We start from the raw sequence: 17,300 nt of genomic DNA on the forward strand, positions 1-17,300 counted from the left end.
AATTATTTTAAACAAGATCCGGTTTCTTTCAATAGTCAATAATTCAAGATCTGTGCGTTTATCAACAGCCCAGCCATAATTGCCGATTATCTTAAGCAGAGCGGTCTTAAAAATGAGCAAAGCAATCACTAGACGTTTTGTCATTGTGTCGTGACAAGAACTTGTGTCGATATAACAAAAAAAGCCGCTAGATTTAATAGCGACTTTTACCGATCAACTCTTTTTAAAATCCCTCTTAGAGATCAAAAAGCATTCCATAATTTTAATTTTCAGCAGAATAAACCATCTCATAGGCTTTGCACCGTTGTATGTTATCTCGTACCATCTACACAGTAAAACGTTGAACCAACTTTTGCATATCTTCGGCCATTTTGGCGAGTTTTACTGAGGAGGAAGAGATCTCTTCCATCGCCGCCATTTGCTCTTGAGCTGCTGCAGATGTAGTCTGCGCACCACTAGCCGATACTTTAGATATGTTAGCCATCTCGGCAACTGTAGCAGAAACTTGTTCTGTGCTTGCCGATAACTGCTCTGATACAGCGGATATATCCTGTATTTGACCGACAATGTGGGAAGTAAATTGTTCAATATTCGATATGGTAACCGAAGCTTCTTGACTTACGCGCATGCCTTCACCAACTTGATCACGAACCTTTTTGTTCATTAACGAAGTGGATCTATCGATTAGATCAAACATTTTTCCAATTGTTTCCCCAATTTCGTCTGCACTTTGTTTGGATTGCAGCGATAGTTGGCGAACTTCACCTGCAACGACAGCAAATCCTTTACCATGCTCTCCTGCTCTCGCTGCTTCAATCGATGCATTTAGAGACAGCAGATTTGTTTGCCGAGAAATATCAGCGATGGCTTCATTCATTCGATTCGCTTCAGTTGAGAGCGTAGACAGCTCGTTAATCAATACTGATGTTTCTGTGACAGCATCAAGGATCTGTTCCATCTGTTCTCGAACACTGGTTATGGTTGTACCACCAAGCACGACAGCTCGCTCTGTTTCCTCTGCTGAATACACAATCGCGCCTGCAGACTCAGCAATTGTGCTGATCCCTCGAGCCATTTCTTCAACTGCATTTGCGGCTTGTTCAGCATTTGCGGCTCCGATTACAGCTGTTTCGGCCGTTTGTTGAACTGTCTCAGTAACATGCTGAACAGACAATGTAGTTTGTTTTGTGCTCTCTTGTATCATTTGCGAAGAATTGTTCAGCATAGATGATGTCTGATTAAGTTCACTGACAACCGATTGTAGTGTAATGGTCATTTGGTCAAAATCATCTGCCAATAGCCCGAATTCGTCCTTGTTGGTGAGTCCCACTCGCTCAGACAGATTTCCATCCCTGACATTGCGGGTAGCTGTGCGCAGTTTCTGCATTGGCACCGTGAATGATCTTAGAATAACAAATATAATCAATCCTGCTATAAGAACGGAAATGCTAATGACAATATAGCTTGTAACCATAATCGGTTTTGCTGCTGCTATAAAATCTTCATGCCCCATTAAAGCAATGACATTCCAACCTGTTAAAGCATTGACACCAGTATAGACTTCCAAGTCATACGCAAGGTCAGTCCTGACAAAGTGGGAAAATGCCATAGGCTCATCAGCGCTTAAAGCGGAATTGGGCTGGAGAGGAATTCCACCAACAAGTTCTCCGCCAAGCTCGCCGCCTCCACCTTGCGTGATCGCACCCGTCCAAGCTGCAATTGTTCGATTGGAGTCCACGACAACCAAACTTCCGTTTCCACCAACATTCACGATGGATAACTCTTTTGCGAGAACATCCAAGTCGAGTCTAATACTAGCTACACCTTCTCCTTCTCTAAGAGATTTAGATATGTCCACAACAATTTTACCGGTTAGTTCATCCTTCATGATATTAGAAAAATAAAACTTCCCATCATTGCTTTTTCCATTGTTGTACCAATCATTCTGACGCGGATCATAGGTTGAATCAGCAATTTCTGGGGTAGCTATATATTCCCCCTGTTCGTTTCCAATTGTAATAGAAATAATATCAGGATATGTAGAGGTTAATCGATCCAACTCGGTATGAATTATATCTGCGCTCTCCGTAAGTGAGCTAGGTTCAATCATTGTATCTATATAATGTAATAGTTCTGCTTTAGCACCTACGATGTTATCGATGTTCTGCCCTGTCATAGTTAGAATGGTGTTTATCGGCTCTGTCATTTTCTGCTGAACTTGATCTTTAGCACTTTGATATGAATAATATCCAATCAGTGCAGTTGGAATAATGAGAACACTAAGAAATGCTACAGTTAGTTTAGTACTCATTTTGTGGAAAATGCTAAGTCCTTTCTTGATAGATAATAATCTTTTGCTTTTTTCCTTCAAGTGTATCATCCTCTTTCTCTTTCTATTATGCTTGCTTCGCATTTAAGTCAATAAACGCAAAAAAACCCATATATACACACACTCAAAGAAACGTTGAGCATGTATATACATAGGTTTTGCCTGAAAATTCAGTAACAAGCCTTATTTGATCTGTATTATATCATAAATATGGAGTAAATGGGCTTTTATTCTGGGACTAACGGTCTAGCCGATCGGGTCAATGTTCCTGAGATCATCACACCAATCAATACCGCAATCATGGCATTCAGCAATCCAAAATGCTCTCCCAAAAAACCTAAAGCAGGCGGTCCTACCAATGATGCAATGTAACCGGAGGTGGCAACTGCACCGACTCTAGCTGCTGCCCCCTGTGGATCATCACCGGCTGCGGACAAACCAACGGGGAAACCTAAGGAAGCACCAAGCCCCCATAGAAAGACTCCAGTAGATGCAAGTAGGTAATGTTGACCCCATATCACAAGAACCAAGCCGCAGATCGCTGAGATCGCACACCCCATTAAGACACGAACTCTTCCATACCGATCTAATACCCAGCCACCCGAGAATCGCCCAAGAGTCATGGCTCCTACAAAAATGCCGTAGACAATTGAGCTCGTTAATGAGTTAACACCATATCCATCCACCATAATTAACGGTAACCAGTCATTTGCCGATCCTTCAGCAAACGCCATACCTAAAACCATAATACCTATTAATAAGGTTCGTTTTTCCGTCCAAACTTTTAGCGGCTTCTTGGGCGCAGTTCCCCTATTATCAAGACTTGGGACAATTTCTTTACCTGTTGCCTTCGGAAGATAGCGGAAAGAGCTCAATAGCGCTATTGAAATGAACAGAGCTAAGATTAAAAAATGAATCAGAATAGGAAGCTCTATCGCCTCTGCTCCAACCCCAATAGCAGCTCCAGCCAGTGTACCTACACTAAAGAAGCCATGAAAGGCAGGCAAGAGAACTTTACCCATTTCTTTTTCCACCGCAGAGCCTTCCATATTTAATCCTACCTCGGCAGCACCAAAACCAGCTCCAAATATGAATAGTCCAATCATTACAATGGCCAATGTCTTCGCTTCTGCTCCTAGGCCTATAGCAATAAATCCACATACAATCATGATAGAACTTACGATAATAACGAGTCGTGCGCCTTTTCGGATAATCACCGATCCCGCAGTAAGTAACCCTGTAAGTGAACCTATCGCTAAAGCAAAAATGATCATACCCATTCCCGACGTAGATACATTCAACTGATCCCGCACGGCTGGTGTTCTTGCCACCCATGAAGCAAAGGCTAGACCGGGTAGTGCAAACAATAAGAATAAGATGTTTCGTAGCATTCGATTCTGATCATATACCGTTGTCATATGTACTTGGTCTCACCTCTTTCTCTTTCACCAGTTTGGTGAATTCCATACTTTTAAATCACTCTTTTGATAAGTATTTTAATAAGTAATAATTTATATGAGATTAATGTAAAAGTCCACTTCTTTTTAGTCGCAGGTCAAAACTAAACTGGTATTCAGTACGAGATCTGTTCCGCTTTTTTTGAGCTATTAAAAAGTTAAAACCGAAAAACTAGCGATTCTCAATATAAGTATGCTGCTATCTTTTCCACCTTATTTACTAGCAAAAAAAGCTAATACGGTCTTATCAACCGCATTAGCTCTTGGATTTAACCTAGAAATGGAATCGTTCGCTTAGGAGTCACTAGATGCCTTCTCCCTGTCTTACATGCCTACTCTACAACTGGTTGAACAGCACTTAAGCGCAACGCAAAGTAAGGTCGACTGGGCAAAGGAATCCGGCTCTTTCCTCGATACGTCTCCACCAGCCTTGTAATCTCCATCTCCTGCGTGTCGATCCATTCAGCAACAAATTCTTGCTCTTCCGGTAGGTCTACTTCTCGGTATCCTGGCTGGTGTTGACCATAATAATGTAAGTAATATTCACCCTCTACCCCCATTACTGGTACGTCGCGGAGCGGAATGGGCATAGTGTCAGTTGGCATGTGCTCCGCCACTTGACGAAGAAAGCGGATATGTTCATGACTTCGTCCGTATAACGTTCCGCCTTTGGCCCACCAGATCTCATCTTCTGGATGCAAGAAAGTCTCACCATGACTGGCATAACCACCTCGTGCAAAGCTTTCCCATATCCGGTGTGTCATTTCTTCCGCGCTAAGATTGCCCCATCGCTGCTGCAGGTTCCCTTCGTATCCACATTCATCGACGATCACAGGTTTCCCATATTGAGCTCTCCATGAAGCGACTAACGTGACGTCCCAGTGCTGAATGCTGCAATGTGTAATTTCCGGACGAGTATGATCATACATAACTATACTTTCTGGGATATACATGGCTGTACCGTTATGGATGGATAACAGATGTGCATACGGATCTTCCTCTGCAGCGAGACTAATCAACCTATCCCAATCTGACATCGCTTTTTCACTCATAAAATCATATTCATTCGCCATCGACCACCAGATATTCCGGTAAGCCGCCAACCGTGCAATTGCGTATTGAAGATAACGATTATCTTCCTCGGCAGTCATACGATCGAAACCCCATCGTCCCTTTATCGTATGGGTGAAACAAAATCAGATCCGCTTCAATCTGCAGCTCAAGCAATGCTTCGATACAGTTCTCAACATGCTCCCAGTAAACGGGGTTGAAGCGAGTATAATCAAAGCCCTTTTCAGAAGAACCGACAAAAGGAAAAAATGCAGGTTCCTCCGCGTTAAATGAGTAATTTTTCGGAAATAAGCACATGCGAATTTTATTAAATACCCCTTCGGCAAGAGTGTTCAGCGTTGCCGTACGTAATGCCTCCGATTGATATATCCATGCATAAGCAGTTGTACCAAACGGATAGAATGGTGTGCCATCCGCATAAGCAAAACGAATTTCATCCAGGGTTCTGACCAGTCCATGAACCGAAGCTGCTGCCGGTATACATGTAAAACTTCCGTGCAACCCATTCAACTCGGGAAGATTACTAAACGTCTCATAAGTCCAGTCCCCAATGTCAGATGGCATAAATCTGACCACATACTCCCCGTTTCCGGCATAAAAACCGGAAACCTTCTGTTCCGTCTTGTCATGACGAAAAATGACCGTCCAATCGGTATCCAGATAAGGATTACCTTCAGTTGAGCCAGGCAACTGAAGTTCAAACCGTGCCCATTGGGGCACAGGTTCATGAAACATCGCGTTTTCCATAACGAACCCTCCACCTTTCCTTGTGGTATTTCAGAATTGTAAACGCATTCAATTTAATCAACCATATTTTAGCACTATTTTATATTAAGTTCAGCAATTTTCACTTAACTTATAGGTGAAAAACGTAATTTATTTTTATGTACGGTAATCCCCGTCCCAATCGTTACTCCTGAATTAATGATTCCCTTCGTTGATATAGCCTCTGGACTCACGATCCCTCTCATCACATAATTATCACTTCTTGGTTACTATATAACCAAAAAGTACGTACTATTTTTAAAGTAAACCATGGTACATAATGAGCCTAGTGATCATGAACAAAAGCAAAGCCGTTTCTCAATAAAACGATCAAAGCAAAGGGGTTATTACGATGGGAAAAATTCTTATTACTGGGGCAACAAGTAATCTCGGCAGCAGGACACTAGAGCTTCTTCTTACTAAAGTGCCATTCAATCAGGTCGCTGTATTGGTACGTAATACCGAGTCCGAACAAATCAAAAGGTATGTCAAAGAAGGTGTAGAAGCTCATCAGGGTGATTATTTGGATTATAACTCCCTTCTGCAAGCGTTTAATGGTGTTGAAAAAGTGATGCTGATTTCCGCGCCAGCATTTACTGACCGCAATACACAACATTTCAATGTCATCGCAGCTGCCAAACAGGCTGGTGTGAAACAAGTACTCTTCACGTCGATCATACGAAAAGAAAATTCAAATCTTATCATTCCTGAAGTCACGATATCAGATATATTTGCAGAACAAGCGCTTAAAGCATCCGGATTAGCCTATACGATTCTACGGAATCCACCGTATCTTGAAGTCATGCATTCGTATTATGGAGATCCACTTAAAGTCGGCGTAAAAGTACCAGAGGGGTTGGGTAAAGTAGCCGCTGCATCTCTGGATGATTTGGCTGCAGCCAACGTAGCTATTCTCACTCAGAACGGTCATGAAAATAAATCATATACGCTAAGTGGCAGCGAAGGAAGCTCATTTGCGGACATTGCTGAAGCACTCTCTGAGATTCATGGGATACACATCCCTTATGAAGCAATTAGCGAAACAGAATATTCAGACACGATGGTAGCGAATGGATTACCTGTTCCTATGACCGACTTCTTATTAGGTTGGGTGCGAGCGATCAACACTGGGGAATTCTCGGAGACATCTGGGGATCTTGAACGTCTAATTGGCCAAAAACCAATGACATATAAGGATTTCTTGAAAAATAAATTTCCGTATTCTAAAGTAGAAAATTAAAAATTAAAAGCTAGCATGTTTTCCAACATACGCTACCCAATGAGCTGCTGTAGTATTGGCCAGTCGAGAATGACTGTATTCTCACTGGCTCTTTTTATGTAGTAGAGAGTGCCTGCCGTTAATTCTTCATAAATAGCCGATCATGCTGATCGGCTGTTAATCTTATCGTCATAAAGTTACAGTTCACGATAGTTTTAATATGCGTCCCTCATAAAGTTAAACATTCCGTTGAAGCTTCACATTAAATTCTGTCATTGACGAAGTGACATACTCCATATAACTCACAGACCCGTTAAAGTTTAGATAGGCTTCATAACGCATACGGATTCCTGGTAAAGTAATCAAGTCCAGCACATTTTCCTTTGGAACCCATCTACATTCGCTCGTTTCATCAGACGTAGTTAACGTTCCACCTGTAGCTTTACAGACGAAATCAAACATGACCTTCGTAGGAACATCAGTCACACCGTCATACCACTTATGGATTGCTGTATTCGACACAACACTAATTAAATGACTGACCGTGGCTTCAATTCCACTTTCCTCTTTGATTTCACGAATGACTCCATCAATCAGATTTTCTCCAACTTCAGTTATACCTCCAGGATACACCCAACCATCGTCGTGGGCTTTTACTAAAAGGATATTTCCATCTCCATCTTCTACAATTCCACCTGCTGATACGATATGTGTCGGGAAAGCCATTGTACAACCTCCAAATAAGATGAATTTGTATAATTATTCCACACAGTTCCCGCACTTTCCTTTTTGGATGGATAAAAGATTACTTAACTAACTAAATATATCTGCAATGAAAAAATCACTTTGTGTTTTCCTTGACCTATAGTTGACTCTAGTGTGTATAATGTTAAACCAAATGAACAATAAGGAGCTCAGAATATGACATCAAACCAAAATTACAATATCACTCCGCAGAAGCCCCTTTCTAGTGGCTTCGATAAACATTCAACGGCCAAAGATATACTGCAAGGAATCGACCTCAGCAATAAAATTTGCATCGTGACTGGCGGATACTCGGGAATCGGACTTGAGACCACTCGTGCGTTAGCGGAAGCCGGTGCAACAGTCGTAGTACCCGCTCGTTCTATGGACAAAGCACGCGCTGCTTTATCGAATATTCCACGCGTGGAATTGGCAGAGCTTGACCTAATTGATCCGGAGTCTATTGACACGTTTGCAGAGCGCTTCCTGTCTTCAGGACGCCAGATTGATATTCTGATTAACAATGCGGGGATCATGGTTCCTCCATTAACTAGGGATTCCCGTGGATACGAATCTCAATTTGCCACAAACCATCTGGGACATTTCCAGTTAACAGCACGCTTATGGCCAGCATTGATAAAAGCAGGTAACGCTAGAGTCGTATCTGTATCCTCTTCAGGAATCGTATTGGGTGGCGTGGAGTTCGATGATCCGAACTATGAGCAACATCCCTATGATAAGTGGAAAGCTTACGGACAATCCAAATCAGCCAATGCTCTCTTTGCAGTTTCATTAGACCGATTAGGTTATAGTCACGGTATCCGTGCGTTCTCAGTCCATCCTGGCGCAATCTATACAGATCTGTCCCGATTCTTGTCAGAAGAAGAGCTCGGAGGATTGGATTTTGGAAATGATCTCAAAACAGAAGCTCAAGGTGCAGCGACAAGTGTGTGGTGTGCAACCAGCTCTATTCTGAATGATATGGGCGGAGTATACTGCTTGGATGTGGGTATTGCTCAAGTGGTGTCTACACCAGAAGAAATGCCAGGTGTTTTGCCGTGGGCCATAGATCCTGAGGCTGCAGACCGACTGTGGAAACTTAGTGAGCAATTGACTGGCGTAAAGTTTGGCGAATAAATTAGTGGATAACCTTTTGCATCAGGATGTAATTGCAGGTATGGGAAGTTAGACACTGATTACCTTTTTGCTTAAGAAGGCTTCACTAGTTGATTAATATATAAAGTTACTTTATGGCCACTACAAATTTTTCATTTCCTTTTTTATTAATCAAAGCCACTTCATAATCGGATTCCCATGTAAGTGCACCTAAATGTCTAGCATAGGCAAATTCATCTGGCTGAGCTGATTTTACCTTCTCTAAAAGCACTTGCGTACCATCTCGATGTGAAATAGCTATGTATATATCCATCGTTTTCACGTTATGCTGGCATATCACTTTAGCATTGTACTTCTTATTCGGGCTTGTTATGGCTTTTTTCCAAGTCCATTCGTTTAAGTATCCTAACTCTTCAATTTTTAGAGCTGTCTCCTTAAATGGTTCGACTCGCCAATTATGACATACAGCAATTTCCTCGATTCCGCTCATTAGCAGTTGAAGCGTAGTCTTTTTCTTCTCCAACTCACTTTTTGCACTAAATTCACTTAAATTAATTTGAATTGGCACCGACCATACGCCTGAATCGTTGATAATTCTTTTGTCTGAAGTGTCTTCTACACATTCTATAAGGACTTTCCAACAATCATTCGTTTGGTATATCCCGAATAAACGTTCATACATCGCTGTAATACAACGCGTTTCTAATCTAAATGAACGTCTTTTCCATTTCCAATTCAATTCATAATCTAGTTTCGTTGCTTCGTTGTAATCACACTTTTGTGTTCTCATTACAGATTCAATAATTTCATCATTAATAATATAGGGTAAGTCTAGGTCAAATTCCTTTAAGATTCTCATTATAGCTACACCTCAGTATTTGAATTACATGAATATAGCCCTAATCACCTTCCATATTAATCAATCTTAACTTTATCAGCTAGAGCTTGTGGGGGTGATGATTGGGCTATTAGATTTTTAATCCATACTTCAACTTTTTTATTTTGAAATGACTTCTCAAACTTAGTCTTAGCTACGCCAGCGACAATTATTGCACTATCCTGATCTTGACTAATCCAAATTAGGTTTGATGCTGAGTCATCTGCGTTATTTTGTTCAATTAATATTTGATGGTCTTGCTCTCTGACTTCTATAATTGTACCAATGATATCAGCATCAGATTGAATTTGTTCGTTAGGCGAACTACAGCCGATTGTTAATATTAGTACCATAACGGATGTAAGTCCACTCACTAATTTAGCCATATATTCATCACCCTCTTCTTCCATTATTAAATCCAGCATTACAGTGCGAATTTCTTAACTCTTCTTAAACTCTTTTTAACACCAGTCAACATGTTAGTTGTTAGCACAGCAAGTACTAACCTTTATTACTTTCAGTAGTCTTTTTGTGTTGTCTGTACCGCATAATGGCAAATGGTAGATTAATTATTCCCGCAATAAAAGGAGACACAATAGATATCCATTGAGGTATGGTAGGATAAATAGGTTTTCCATCTCCAACAGGTCCTACCTTGGGTTGGCTGCTGTCCCACAAACCATATAAGAGACCAATAGGAGGCAGTAATATGCAAAATACACTCGCAACGATATGTACGACATACTTGTTCATTCCTTATCCTCCATTCAATGTATTCACATTTACATCTATTAAATTATACATTATTTAGAAGTTGGAAATTACACTAATTTGGATTAAGCACATTTCATGTCCAATTGAAATGTAACAAAAAAAGCCGCTAATTTAGCGACTTTGATAAGAACAGGTAATTGCTCTTGAACGTCTTGTATTCAATATGTTTTAGACACACATTTCCTCGGAAAATCCTCGGAACGAAGTACCTCCCAAAAAGTTTCCTCATGGGTTTTAACATGGACAAAACCTTTTTCAAATTGACAAACATCAGTATGGAATATACTAACTACCGCCAATGGGTCATGTAAGGTCAACTTGTTTGAACTTTTCAGCCACGAGTAACCAAAAACAATGCTTAAATTCAATCCTTCAATGTCTTATCTGATTGTCTAAAGATAAAATGATCATCAGGATTCCAGACGTGCAGATGATCAGCGCAGTATCCACGTAGCCATAATACGCCATCCATTTTTCTAAGATAGAAACCTTTTGGAAAATCCTCGTCATCAGTTAGAATCTCCGATGCAATCGTGACGGAACCCACTGGAGCTCTATGTTGTTGCACAGGTTTTCCCGAATAACCCTCAGGCTGATCCAGATACACTAGTCTTAGGTAAGGTCCTAATTCTAACGGACACAATTCCAAATCTAGTTCAATCGCTTTCGCAAAGATTCGACTCGTAGTAGCTCCATCTGGAAAACCAAGTTCTCCAACGGTTAGTTCTACGATCTTCACACTATACTTCGTTTCGGATGTTCTAAATTTAACATCAGCTAATAGCTTCTTTCCTAATTCATTCATTAAGATAGTATTTTGCTGTAACTTCTGGATAAGTTGCGTTATCGTAAGTCCGCCAACCTCTACTGTTCGCTTTAGTCTTTCACCATTGAAGGATTTTTCATTTTCAATACGCATTCTTAATCACTCCTAACAAATTGGGTTAGGCTCAAAACAATATAATAGACTGAATTTACATATTCCAGAATTTGAAGTACATTTCCTCTTTAATTGCACTCCGTTTTTGAACAAAATCTGCTCCGATGCTTTAAACTCTTTTTTTCCCGATTAAAACAAGCATCATTTTCATTTGTAGCTTCATCAACAACCTAAATTTTCTTGAGATTATAACAGTGAATTGAGTAATACAAAAAGGAGAGCCTCTGCCCTCCTTTTCATTTATATCTCAATATTTAATGTGTTTTTGCTACCATTCAATTGCAGAATAGCGCCTAATCCTTTAATCGATTGTACTGGAATATACGTAACCCCGTTAATCACTTTTGGAGCTGTGCTTAATGTAGAAGCCTTTCCGTTGTAAAATACGGTTTTACTCCCCATGGTCAGAGTTACCTTGAATTTATCTTTAGTTAGACCTATCGTTGCACTGTCCTGATCGTATGTAAATGTTGCATCTAATGCATCGGCAATGTCTCGTAAGGGAAGCAAGTTACTTCCTTGATATTGAACAGGTTTATTAGTAAAATCTACTTTTTTATCATTCACATATACTTTTAGTGAAGATTCCGTATATTGTGGTTTAGTTTCTTTGGGTTTTGCTGGGGTTGTTTTTTTGGAAGATGATGATGAAGATGATGAAGACGAACTACCTGATGACTTGCTACTTGAAGAAGAACTCCCACCATTATGATAATGATACTCTCCGTACTCTAATCCCCATTTGGCACAATTTGTCCAACACGTATGACCGCCATTAGAATCTGTTCTCCCCGGATGAGCAAACACACTTGTTGCACTGGATAGAAGAAACAGAGATAACACGGAAGTTACAAGTACCTTTTTGTTCATATCTAGCACTCCCTTACTGGTTCTATTTTCCTATGTATAATAACATACAATATAGGTACATACTAGATTTATAATTAACAATGGATAAATGCTCTCTTCCTTTATGTTGAACTCAAAATTGTAGCGATTAATTAAGAAAAGCCGCTAACTAGATTAGCGACTTTCAATGTAATTATATTTTTGTTCCTCATTACTATTAAAAAATACCTGCTTTAACTGAAGTGTTTTTGATCCCATAGGTGTCATTCACTACGGTGTTTCCAAAGCTGGTCAAGCTTCCGTTAGGGCCAGTGGCCATATCTAGATATTGCAGCCCTGAGCCATTACCGTACCAGGACCAAGCCAGCCAGCCTACCCCTTTTTCCTGACCATATTTCATAATCGCATATTCATCAACGTCTCCATTAGTGTGGTATCCACCGAACTCACCAATAATTAAGGCTAACCCTTTGTTCAGAACGTTTTCCATATTAGCTTTTACCGTTGCAGCATCTTTACCAGCATACTCGTACATATGAATGGAGAAAACGGTGTTTTTCTGAGTGTCAGCCGCGAAGACGCTTTGTCCATAATCTACAATGGATTGTGGGTATTGTCCCCAGCCAGCTGCGTCAATAATGAGTGTGTTTTTGATTCCCGCATTTCTCAATTTCGGAATAGCTTTCTTATACCCATCTGCCCACGCACTTCCATTCCATGTTCCGTACCACTCATTAGCAATATTTACAATGACACGATCTTCCTTGCCAATCAGCGCTTCCTTAATGCTAATCCAGTAATTAACTGCAGCGTCTAACGAATTATAATCGTCTTTTCCTGTTGCATCATGCACTTCAAGGATAGCAATCATTTTGTTAGCATTCACAATATTGATGATATTTTTAACTGAATTTAAATCATCTTTCGTATATTGGGTACCGTTGGATAAAACAATAGGACCGTATTCGCACCCGTTTTTGCAATGGCAGGAATGGCCGTGTTCAGATCGTTTTTGTACCACGAGTGTCCATGGTTAATACCACGCATGTAAAAAGGCTTACCTGTAGAATCATACAGCTTACCACCACTGACATAAAAACCACTAGCAGCTGATACTTGAGGTGCTGTACTTCCCAATACCGCTAACATAAGTGCAGCAATTACAGTGAAGATCGTACACTTCTTCCATTTGACCATGCGTTTACCCTCCTAATAACTAATATTACTTTATCGATTAGCTAACATTAGTTATAGTAAATTGAAAACGCTTACTAGTCAACAATTTTCTATTTATATCCATAATTAAAAGGCTGATTTCATAACTCTTCCAATCGAAGCGTTTAACGTTTACAAGTGTTCTGCATAAGACAAATCCTTAATACGTTGCTTTTGGAGCAAAATGACCTTTGTTCTTAAGCGTATAATCAAAAAAGCGAAGGATGAGTTCATTTTGAGTTTCGATCGCAACATATTTATCAATGTCTGCTTTTCTACCTTCATGTAACAGGTTTGCTAAGAAAGGAGAATATAAGGGTAGATCAGTTAAACTTAAGTGTTTAGCACCTTTAAAATGAACGGTGTACGCATCTTTAAAATTTTCATTAGATATACGATTCGCAATATATGAAGAACTGCTACCAAGCTGTATCCACACATCATCCGAATAAATATTAAGAAGCGGGATCAAGAAAGGTGCCGATTTTGCAGTTAATTCGTTCGCAACGTGATCATACTCAAGCTCGCTAAAGAACGGAGCATCTATATTTACTACGGCGATAATATCATCACGCTCCCTGCTCAGAGCTACGCTTGCCGCTCCCCCCATCGAATGACCGAACACGCCTACTTTCTGTGTATTGATGAGTTCATATACAGCGTCTTTTTTTAGCTCAACCTGCTCCAGAATCGTATCCATGACAAAATCCATATCATCCATTCGCAATTTCATCCATTTCTGATTGAGATCGAAATACTCAGCAAGTGAATAAACCCCTTTATTGGCATCGTTAAATTCTTGCAGGTATTCTGAATTTATCGTCACTACCTTCCCATCCTCGGCAACGGTATAAAAAGAATGATAGGGATGGTCAATTGAAACGACGACATACCCATGGCTTGCAAGCTCTGTAAAGGTAGACGCGTTGCTCGTTTTAATACCGAATGCTCCATGTGAGAATACAAGCAAAGGGTACGTTCCTTCTGTCTGTTCAGGATACCAGAATTCCACGTTAACAGATCGCTTGTCACCCTGGTTCGAGAATTCTTCGATACGGTTCTTGTCCTCATAACTGTAAGTGGCGGTCGCCACTGGATATGGCCCTGTCACTTGAGGCAGCCTATGCTGTGGAAAAAGTAAAGCAGGTACAAGAGTAATGATAACGACCAACGCTAACAAAAGGTATTTCCATACCGTAGAGAACATTTTGTAAGGACGAATATATACTTGTTTGCGCAAGAGTGTAACGATTCCCTTGAACGCTAATAGTAAGAGCAAGCCAGCAAATAGTGCCCAAGTGTACTCCCATACAACAACTCCCCCTAAGATCAACATCACAAATCCTATACACATTATTATTCTCGTCCAACTCTTAATCCTGCTGCGACTTTGCTTCGTTTCAATGGAATAAACGGCAATAGCTAATTCAACAACCAACGTAACAATAAGTATTACAATCTCCATAAGCTTCTCTGCTCCTTCTCCAACTTTTTATGCGTTCATCATAATAAATGGAAGAGAAGGTGTATACGTATAAACGATAAGCTGTAGCTGAGAGCTAATAAGTTGTAACATAAAGTGCAATTTTTGTATTTTTACTGTGAATACGACTCTATTGAGAAGTCATTTGTGTGTATCTTCTAAAGCTCTTTCTTAAATGTTTTTAGTCTTTCATTAATCTGTTGAGCTTCCTTCTTGTCAGTCCTATAGGTCAGCAGACGAACGATCGTGTATACTGCGGCAATCTGCAAAACCAGTAATAGTATGCTGGAAGTAGAATTAGTAAGATTTAATAGGATAGCCAGAGAGATTAGAAGAGCTTCAAGAATAAAGAAATGCAAAACCACCCGGAAACGCATTGCATTCTCACTAATCGGATGCCGTGTATGTAAAATAAGTCCAGTTAAAGCACCGAGAAAAGAAAAAGCCATAATGACAAAAACCGAATTCAATTCGAAACTTGCATCAGGAGTATAGACTTGTCTCAGAACAGCGATGATGATCATGATGGAAGCAAATATGATTAAGAAGTCTCTGATGGTTTCTCTGATAAGATCGGAATACTTCACATTATCCCCCCTTTATAATCCAAGCATTTGTTTAAGTATTGGCACATACTGACGAGATATGATTACCTTTTCCCCATTATCCAATAATGCTAGAAAACGACCGCTAATCGACGGATGAATACTGGCAATCTTAGCTATATTTAGAATGGTTGATTTGGAAGCACGAAAACAATGTTTATCTCTATAAAGTTCCTCCAGTTCATATAGTTTTTGTTTAACTTCATGAACATTGTTCTCACCATATGCGAATACTTTTCCATCCACAGCTTCAAAATAATAAATATCACTAAGTTTAATGCGGCTGATCTCATCCTCATGATAACCAAGAATAATGCACGTTTCGGTTTTAATTTTATTAACGAGTCTGTGTACTTCTTCATTTTCTTCGTGACACCTGATGCGGATTTCTTCTTCTTCAGTATGGTCTATTACTTCAATAGAAATTTTGATCGAAATCACCCTCGAACTTTTAAATTAAACTTCAAAGAGAGAATTAACTTAACAGTCCACGTTTTCTCCTAATCACCTCCAAAAGCTTATTATTACTATTATATTTTATAAGAACTACTTCTTCTTTATTTTTTTACACCAAAAAAGCGCCCCTAGGCGCTCTTATTGAATCATTAATTTTTTCCACTATAATCTCTTCTCACAACTTCGCCCTAATGATAGCAAACCTCTATTCAACAGATACGCCAAGCGCCTTGTTTTTTTCTTTGAACCTCTCGTTATGAGACGATACATAGGCCATTCTCGGCGCCTCGGGATCCAAATACAGTTTAGCGCTATTAAGCGCTAATGCTGCATCCGTGAACGCTCCAGCAATCAGGTTGAGCTTACTTTCGTAATTGGCGAAGTCGCCAGCCCCGAAGATGCCTGGTAAGTTCGTCTCCAATTTCGGACTGACAAATATGTTCCAGTCATCCATGTCCAGTCCCCAATCCTTGATACCTGTAAAATCGGATTTTAGACCGTGGTTGACAATAACCTCGTCTATTTCCAGCTCGCGTGATTCCCCTGATTCGATATGTGCAATCGTCACTCGTTCAATTGTATTCCCATTACCGCTGTATAATTGCGTGACTTCATATGGTGTGAGCACCTCGGCAGAAGACTCTTTCATTCGAGCAATGTTTTTCTCATGTCCGCCGAAACGGTCGCGCCGATGTACGACTGTAACCTGAGCAGCGATAGGAACTAACTCGTTTGCCCAATCAACAGCCGAATTCCCCCCACCTGAAATAAGCACCCGCTTTCCTCTGAATGGCTCCAGCTCCTGCACCGTATAGTGCAGATTGGATACCTCATAGCGCTCAGCCCCTTCCAGCTCTAGCTTCGCCATACGCAGAATGCCGCGGCCAATAGCCAAAATGACCGTGCGTGTCCAGTGCCTCTCTCCCGTCGCCGCCTCCAGAATGTACGTTGAATCCGCTTGTTTCTCCAAACCGATAATGTGCTGACCAAATACAATGGTTGGGTCGAACGTCCTCGCCTGCTCAGACAATTGTGCTATCAACGTCTCACATAGGATCGGTGTTACCCCTCCAACATCCCATATCATTTTCTCGGGATATATCAGCATCCGCCCGCCAAGCTCGTCTTTCGCTTCGATTAACTTCGTCTTCAAATCGCGCATTCCACTATAAAATGCAGTATACATTCCTGCAGGACCACCGCCGATAATTGTCACATCGTATAATTCAAGCTGATCTGTCAATGCATATCCTCCTCTAGCCAACTCATCTACACCCAAGCTACTGATAATCATTATCATCTTCATTGTAGCTTCGGCAAAGGCCTAATAACAATGGACAGAATCGACAGTGGCTTTGTACAAAATGGAGAATGCAAATCTTCCAGACGCAGCCACAACT

Annotated in this window: 16 protein-coding genes and 1 pseudogene; 2 read left to right on the forward strand and 15 right to left on the reverse strand. The window is 40.5% G+C overall.

Annotated features, from left to right (window positions below; translation table 11 throughout):
* Positions 1-325 precede the first annotated feature (325 nt).
* The 4 genes from V6W81_RS15740 to V6W81_RS15755 all read right to left on the reverse strand — a co-directional run bounded on the left by V6W81_RS15740 (position 326) and on the right by V6W81_RS15755 (position 5,604).
* On the reverse strand, positions 326-2,371 hold the full coding sequence (locus tag V6W81_RS15740) for a methyl-accepting chemotaxis protein (RefSeq protein WP_430700880.1): 2,046 nt from the start codon (positions 2,369-2,371) through the stop codon (positions 326-328).
* Positions 2,372-2,556: 185 nt separating this feature from the next.
* Positions 2,557-3,747, reverse strand: a complete 1,191-nt coding sequence (locus tag V6W81_RS15745) for an MFS transporter (RefSeq protein ID WP_338539659.1) — start codon at positions 3,745-3,747, stop codon at positions 2,557-2,559.
* Between the two features lie 371 nt (positions 3,748-4,118).
* Complete coding sequence (locus tag V6W81_RS15750; RefSeq protein WP_338539660.1) at positions 4,119-4,937, reverse strand: DUF5605 domain-containing protein; 819 nt, start codon at positions 4,935-4,937, stop codon at positions 4,119-4,121.
* The gene (locus V6W81_RS15755; RefSeq protein WP_338539661.1) at positions 4,918-5,604 is read right to left on the reverse strand and encodes a DUF5060 domain-containing protein; all 687 of its coding nucleotides are present in this window, start codon (positions 5,602-5,604) and stop codon (positions 4,918-4,920) included. The genes V6W81_RS15750 and V6W81_RS15755 overlap by 20 nt, the downstream gene beginning before the upstream one ends.
* A 370-nt stretch (positions 5,605-5,974) precedes the next feature.
* On the opposite strand from V6W81_RS15755, the gene V6W81_RS15760 reads away from it, so the two are divergent.
* Positions 5,975-6,862 carry an NmrA family NAD(P)-binding protein gene (locus V6W81_RS15760; protein WP_338539662.1) on the forward strand — a complete coding sequence of 296 codons (888 nt, stop codon included), beginning with the start codon at positions 5,975-5,977 and terminating at the stop codon, positions 6,860-6,862.
* A gap of 216 nt (positions 6,863-7,078) precedes the next feature.
* Here V6W81_RS15760 and V6W81_RS15765 read toward each other — a convergent pair whose 3' ends face one another.
* Complete coding sequence (locus tag V6W81_RS15765; RefSeq protein WP_338539663.1) at positions 7,079-7,567, reverse strand: NUDIX hydrolase; 489 nt, start codon at positions 7,565-7,567, stop codon at positions 7,079-7,081.
* A 195-nt stretch (positions 7,568-7,762) separates the two neighbouring features.
* On the opposite strand from V6W81_RS15765, the gene V6W81_RS15770 reads away from it, so the two are divergent.
* Positions 7,763-8,722 carry an oxidoreductase gene (locus tag V6W81_RS15770; RefSeq protein WP_338539664.1) on the forward strand — a complete coding sequence of 320 codons (960 nt, stop codon included), beginning with the start codon at positions 7,763-7,765 and terminating at the stop codon, positions 8,720-8,722.
* Positions 8,723-8,828: 106 nt separating this feature from the next.
* Here the strand turns inward: V6W81_RS15770 and V6W81_RS15775 are convergent, their stop codons facing one another.
* The 10 genes and pseudogenes from V6W81_RS15775 to V6W81_RS15820 form a co-directional block, all read right to left on the reverse strand.
* Positions 8,829-9,560: a hypothetical protein gene (locus tag V6W81_RS15775; protein WP_338539665.1), complete on the reverse strand. Its 732-nt coding sequence runs from the start codon at positions 9,558-9,560 to the stop codon at positions 8,829-8,831.
* 56 nt (positions 9,561-9,616) lie between these two features.
* Positions 9,617-9,964, reverse strand: a complete 348-nt coding sequence (locus V6W81_RS15780) for a DUF3221 domain-containing protein (protein ID WP_338539666.1) — start codon at positions 9,962-9,964, stop codon at positions 9,617-9,619.
* Between the two features lie 115 nt (positions 9,965-10,079).
* A complete protein-coding gene (locus V6W81_RS15785) occupies positions 10,080-10,331 on the reverse strand; it encodes a hypothetical protein (RefSeq protein ID WP_145047782.1) in 252 nt (83 codons plus the stop codon).
* Between the two features lie 385 nt (positions 10,332-10,716).
* Positions 10,717-11,271: a helicase gene (locus V6W81_RS15790; protein ID WP_338539667.1), complete on the reverse strand. Its 555-nt coding sequence runs from the start codon at positions 11,269-11,271 to the stop codon at positions 10,717-10,719.
* A gap of 261 nt (positions 11,272-11,532) precedes the next feature.
* Positions 11,533-12,162 carry a copper amine oxidase N-terminal domain-containing protein gene (locus V6W81_RS15795; protein WP_338539668.1) on the reverse strand — a complete coding sequence of 210 codons (630 nt, stop codon included), beginning with the start codon at positions 12,160-12,162 and terminating at the stop codon, positions 11,533-11,535.
* A 196-nt stretch (positions 12,163-12,358) separates the two neighbouring features.
* Positions 12,359-13,290 (reverse strand): annotated as a pseudogene (locus tag V6W81_RS15800) (glycoside hydrolase family 5 protein).
* A 226-nt stretch (positions 13,291-13,516) separates the two neighbouring features.
* On the reverse strand, positions 13,517-14,821 hold the full coding sequence (locus tag V6W81_RS15805) for an alpha/beta hydrolase family protein (protein ID WP_338539669.1): 1,305 nt from the start codon (positions 14,819-14,821) through the stop codon (positions 13,517-13,519).
* Positions 14,822-14,997: 176 nt separating this feature from the next.
* Entirely contained in the window at positions 14,998-15,426 is a 429-nt protein-coding gene (locus tag V6W81_RS15810; protein WP_338539670.1) for a DUF3021 family protein, read from the reverse strand.
* Positions 15,427-15,438: 12 nt separating this feature from the next.
* A complete protein-coding gene (locus V6W81_RS15815) occupies positions 15,439-15,885 on the reverse strand; it encodes a LytTR family DNA-binding domain-containing protein (RefSeq protein ID WP_338539671.1) in 447 nt (148 codons plus the stop codon).
* Positions 15,886-16,105: 220 nt separating this feature from the next.
* Positions 16,106-17,143, reverse strand: a complete 1,038-nt coding sequence (locus V6W81_RS15820) for an NAD(P)/FAD-dependent oxidoreductase (RefSeq protein WP_145049106.1) — start codon at positions 17,141-17,143, stop codon at positions 16,106-16,108.
* Positions 17,144-17,300 lie beyond the last annotated feature (157 nt).

It is taken from the genome of Paenibacillus tundrae, assembly GCF_036884255.1.
Classification (GTDB): Bacteria; Bacillota; Bacilli; order Paenibacillales; family Paenibacillaceae; genus Paenibacillus.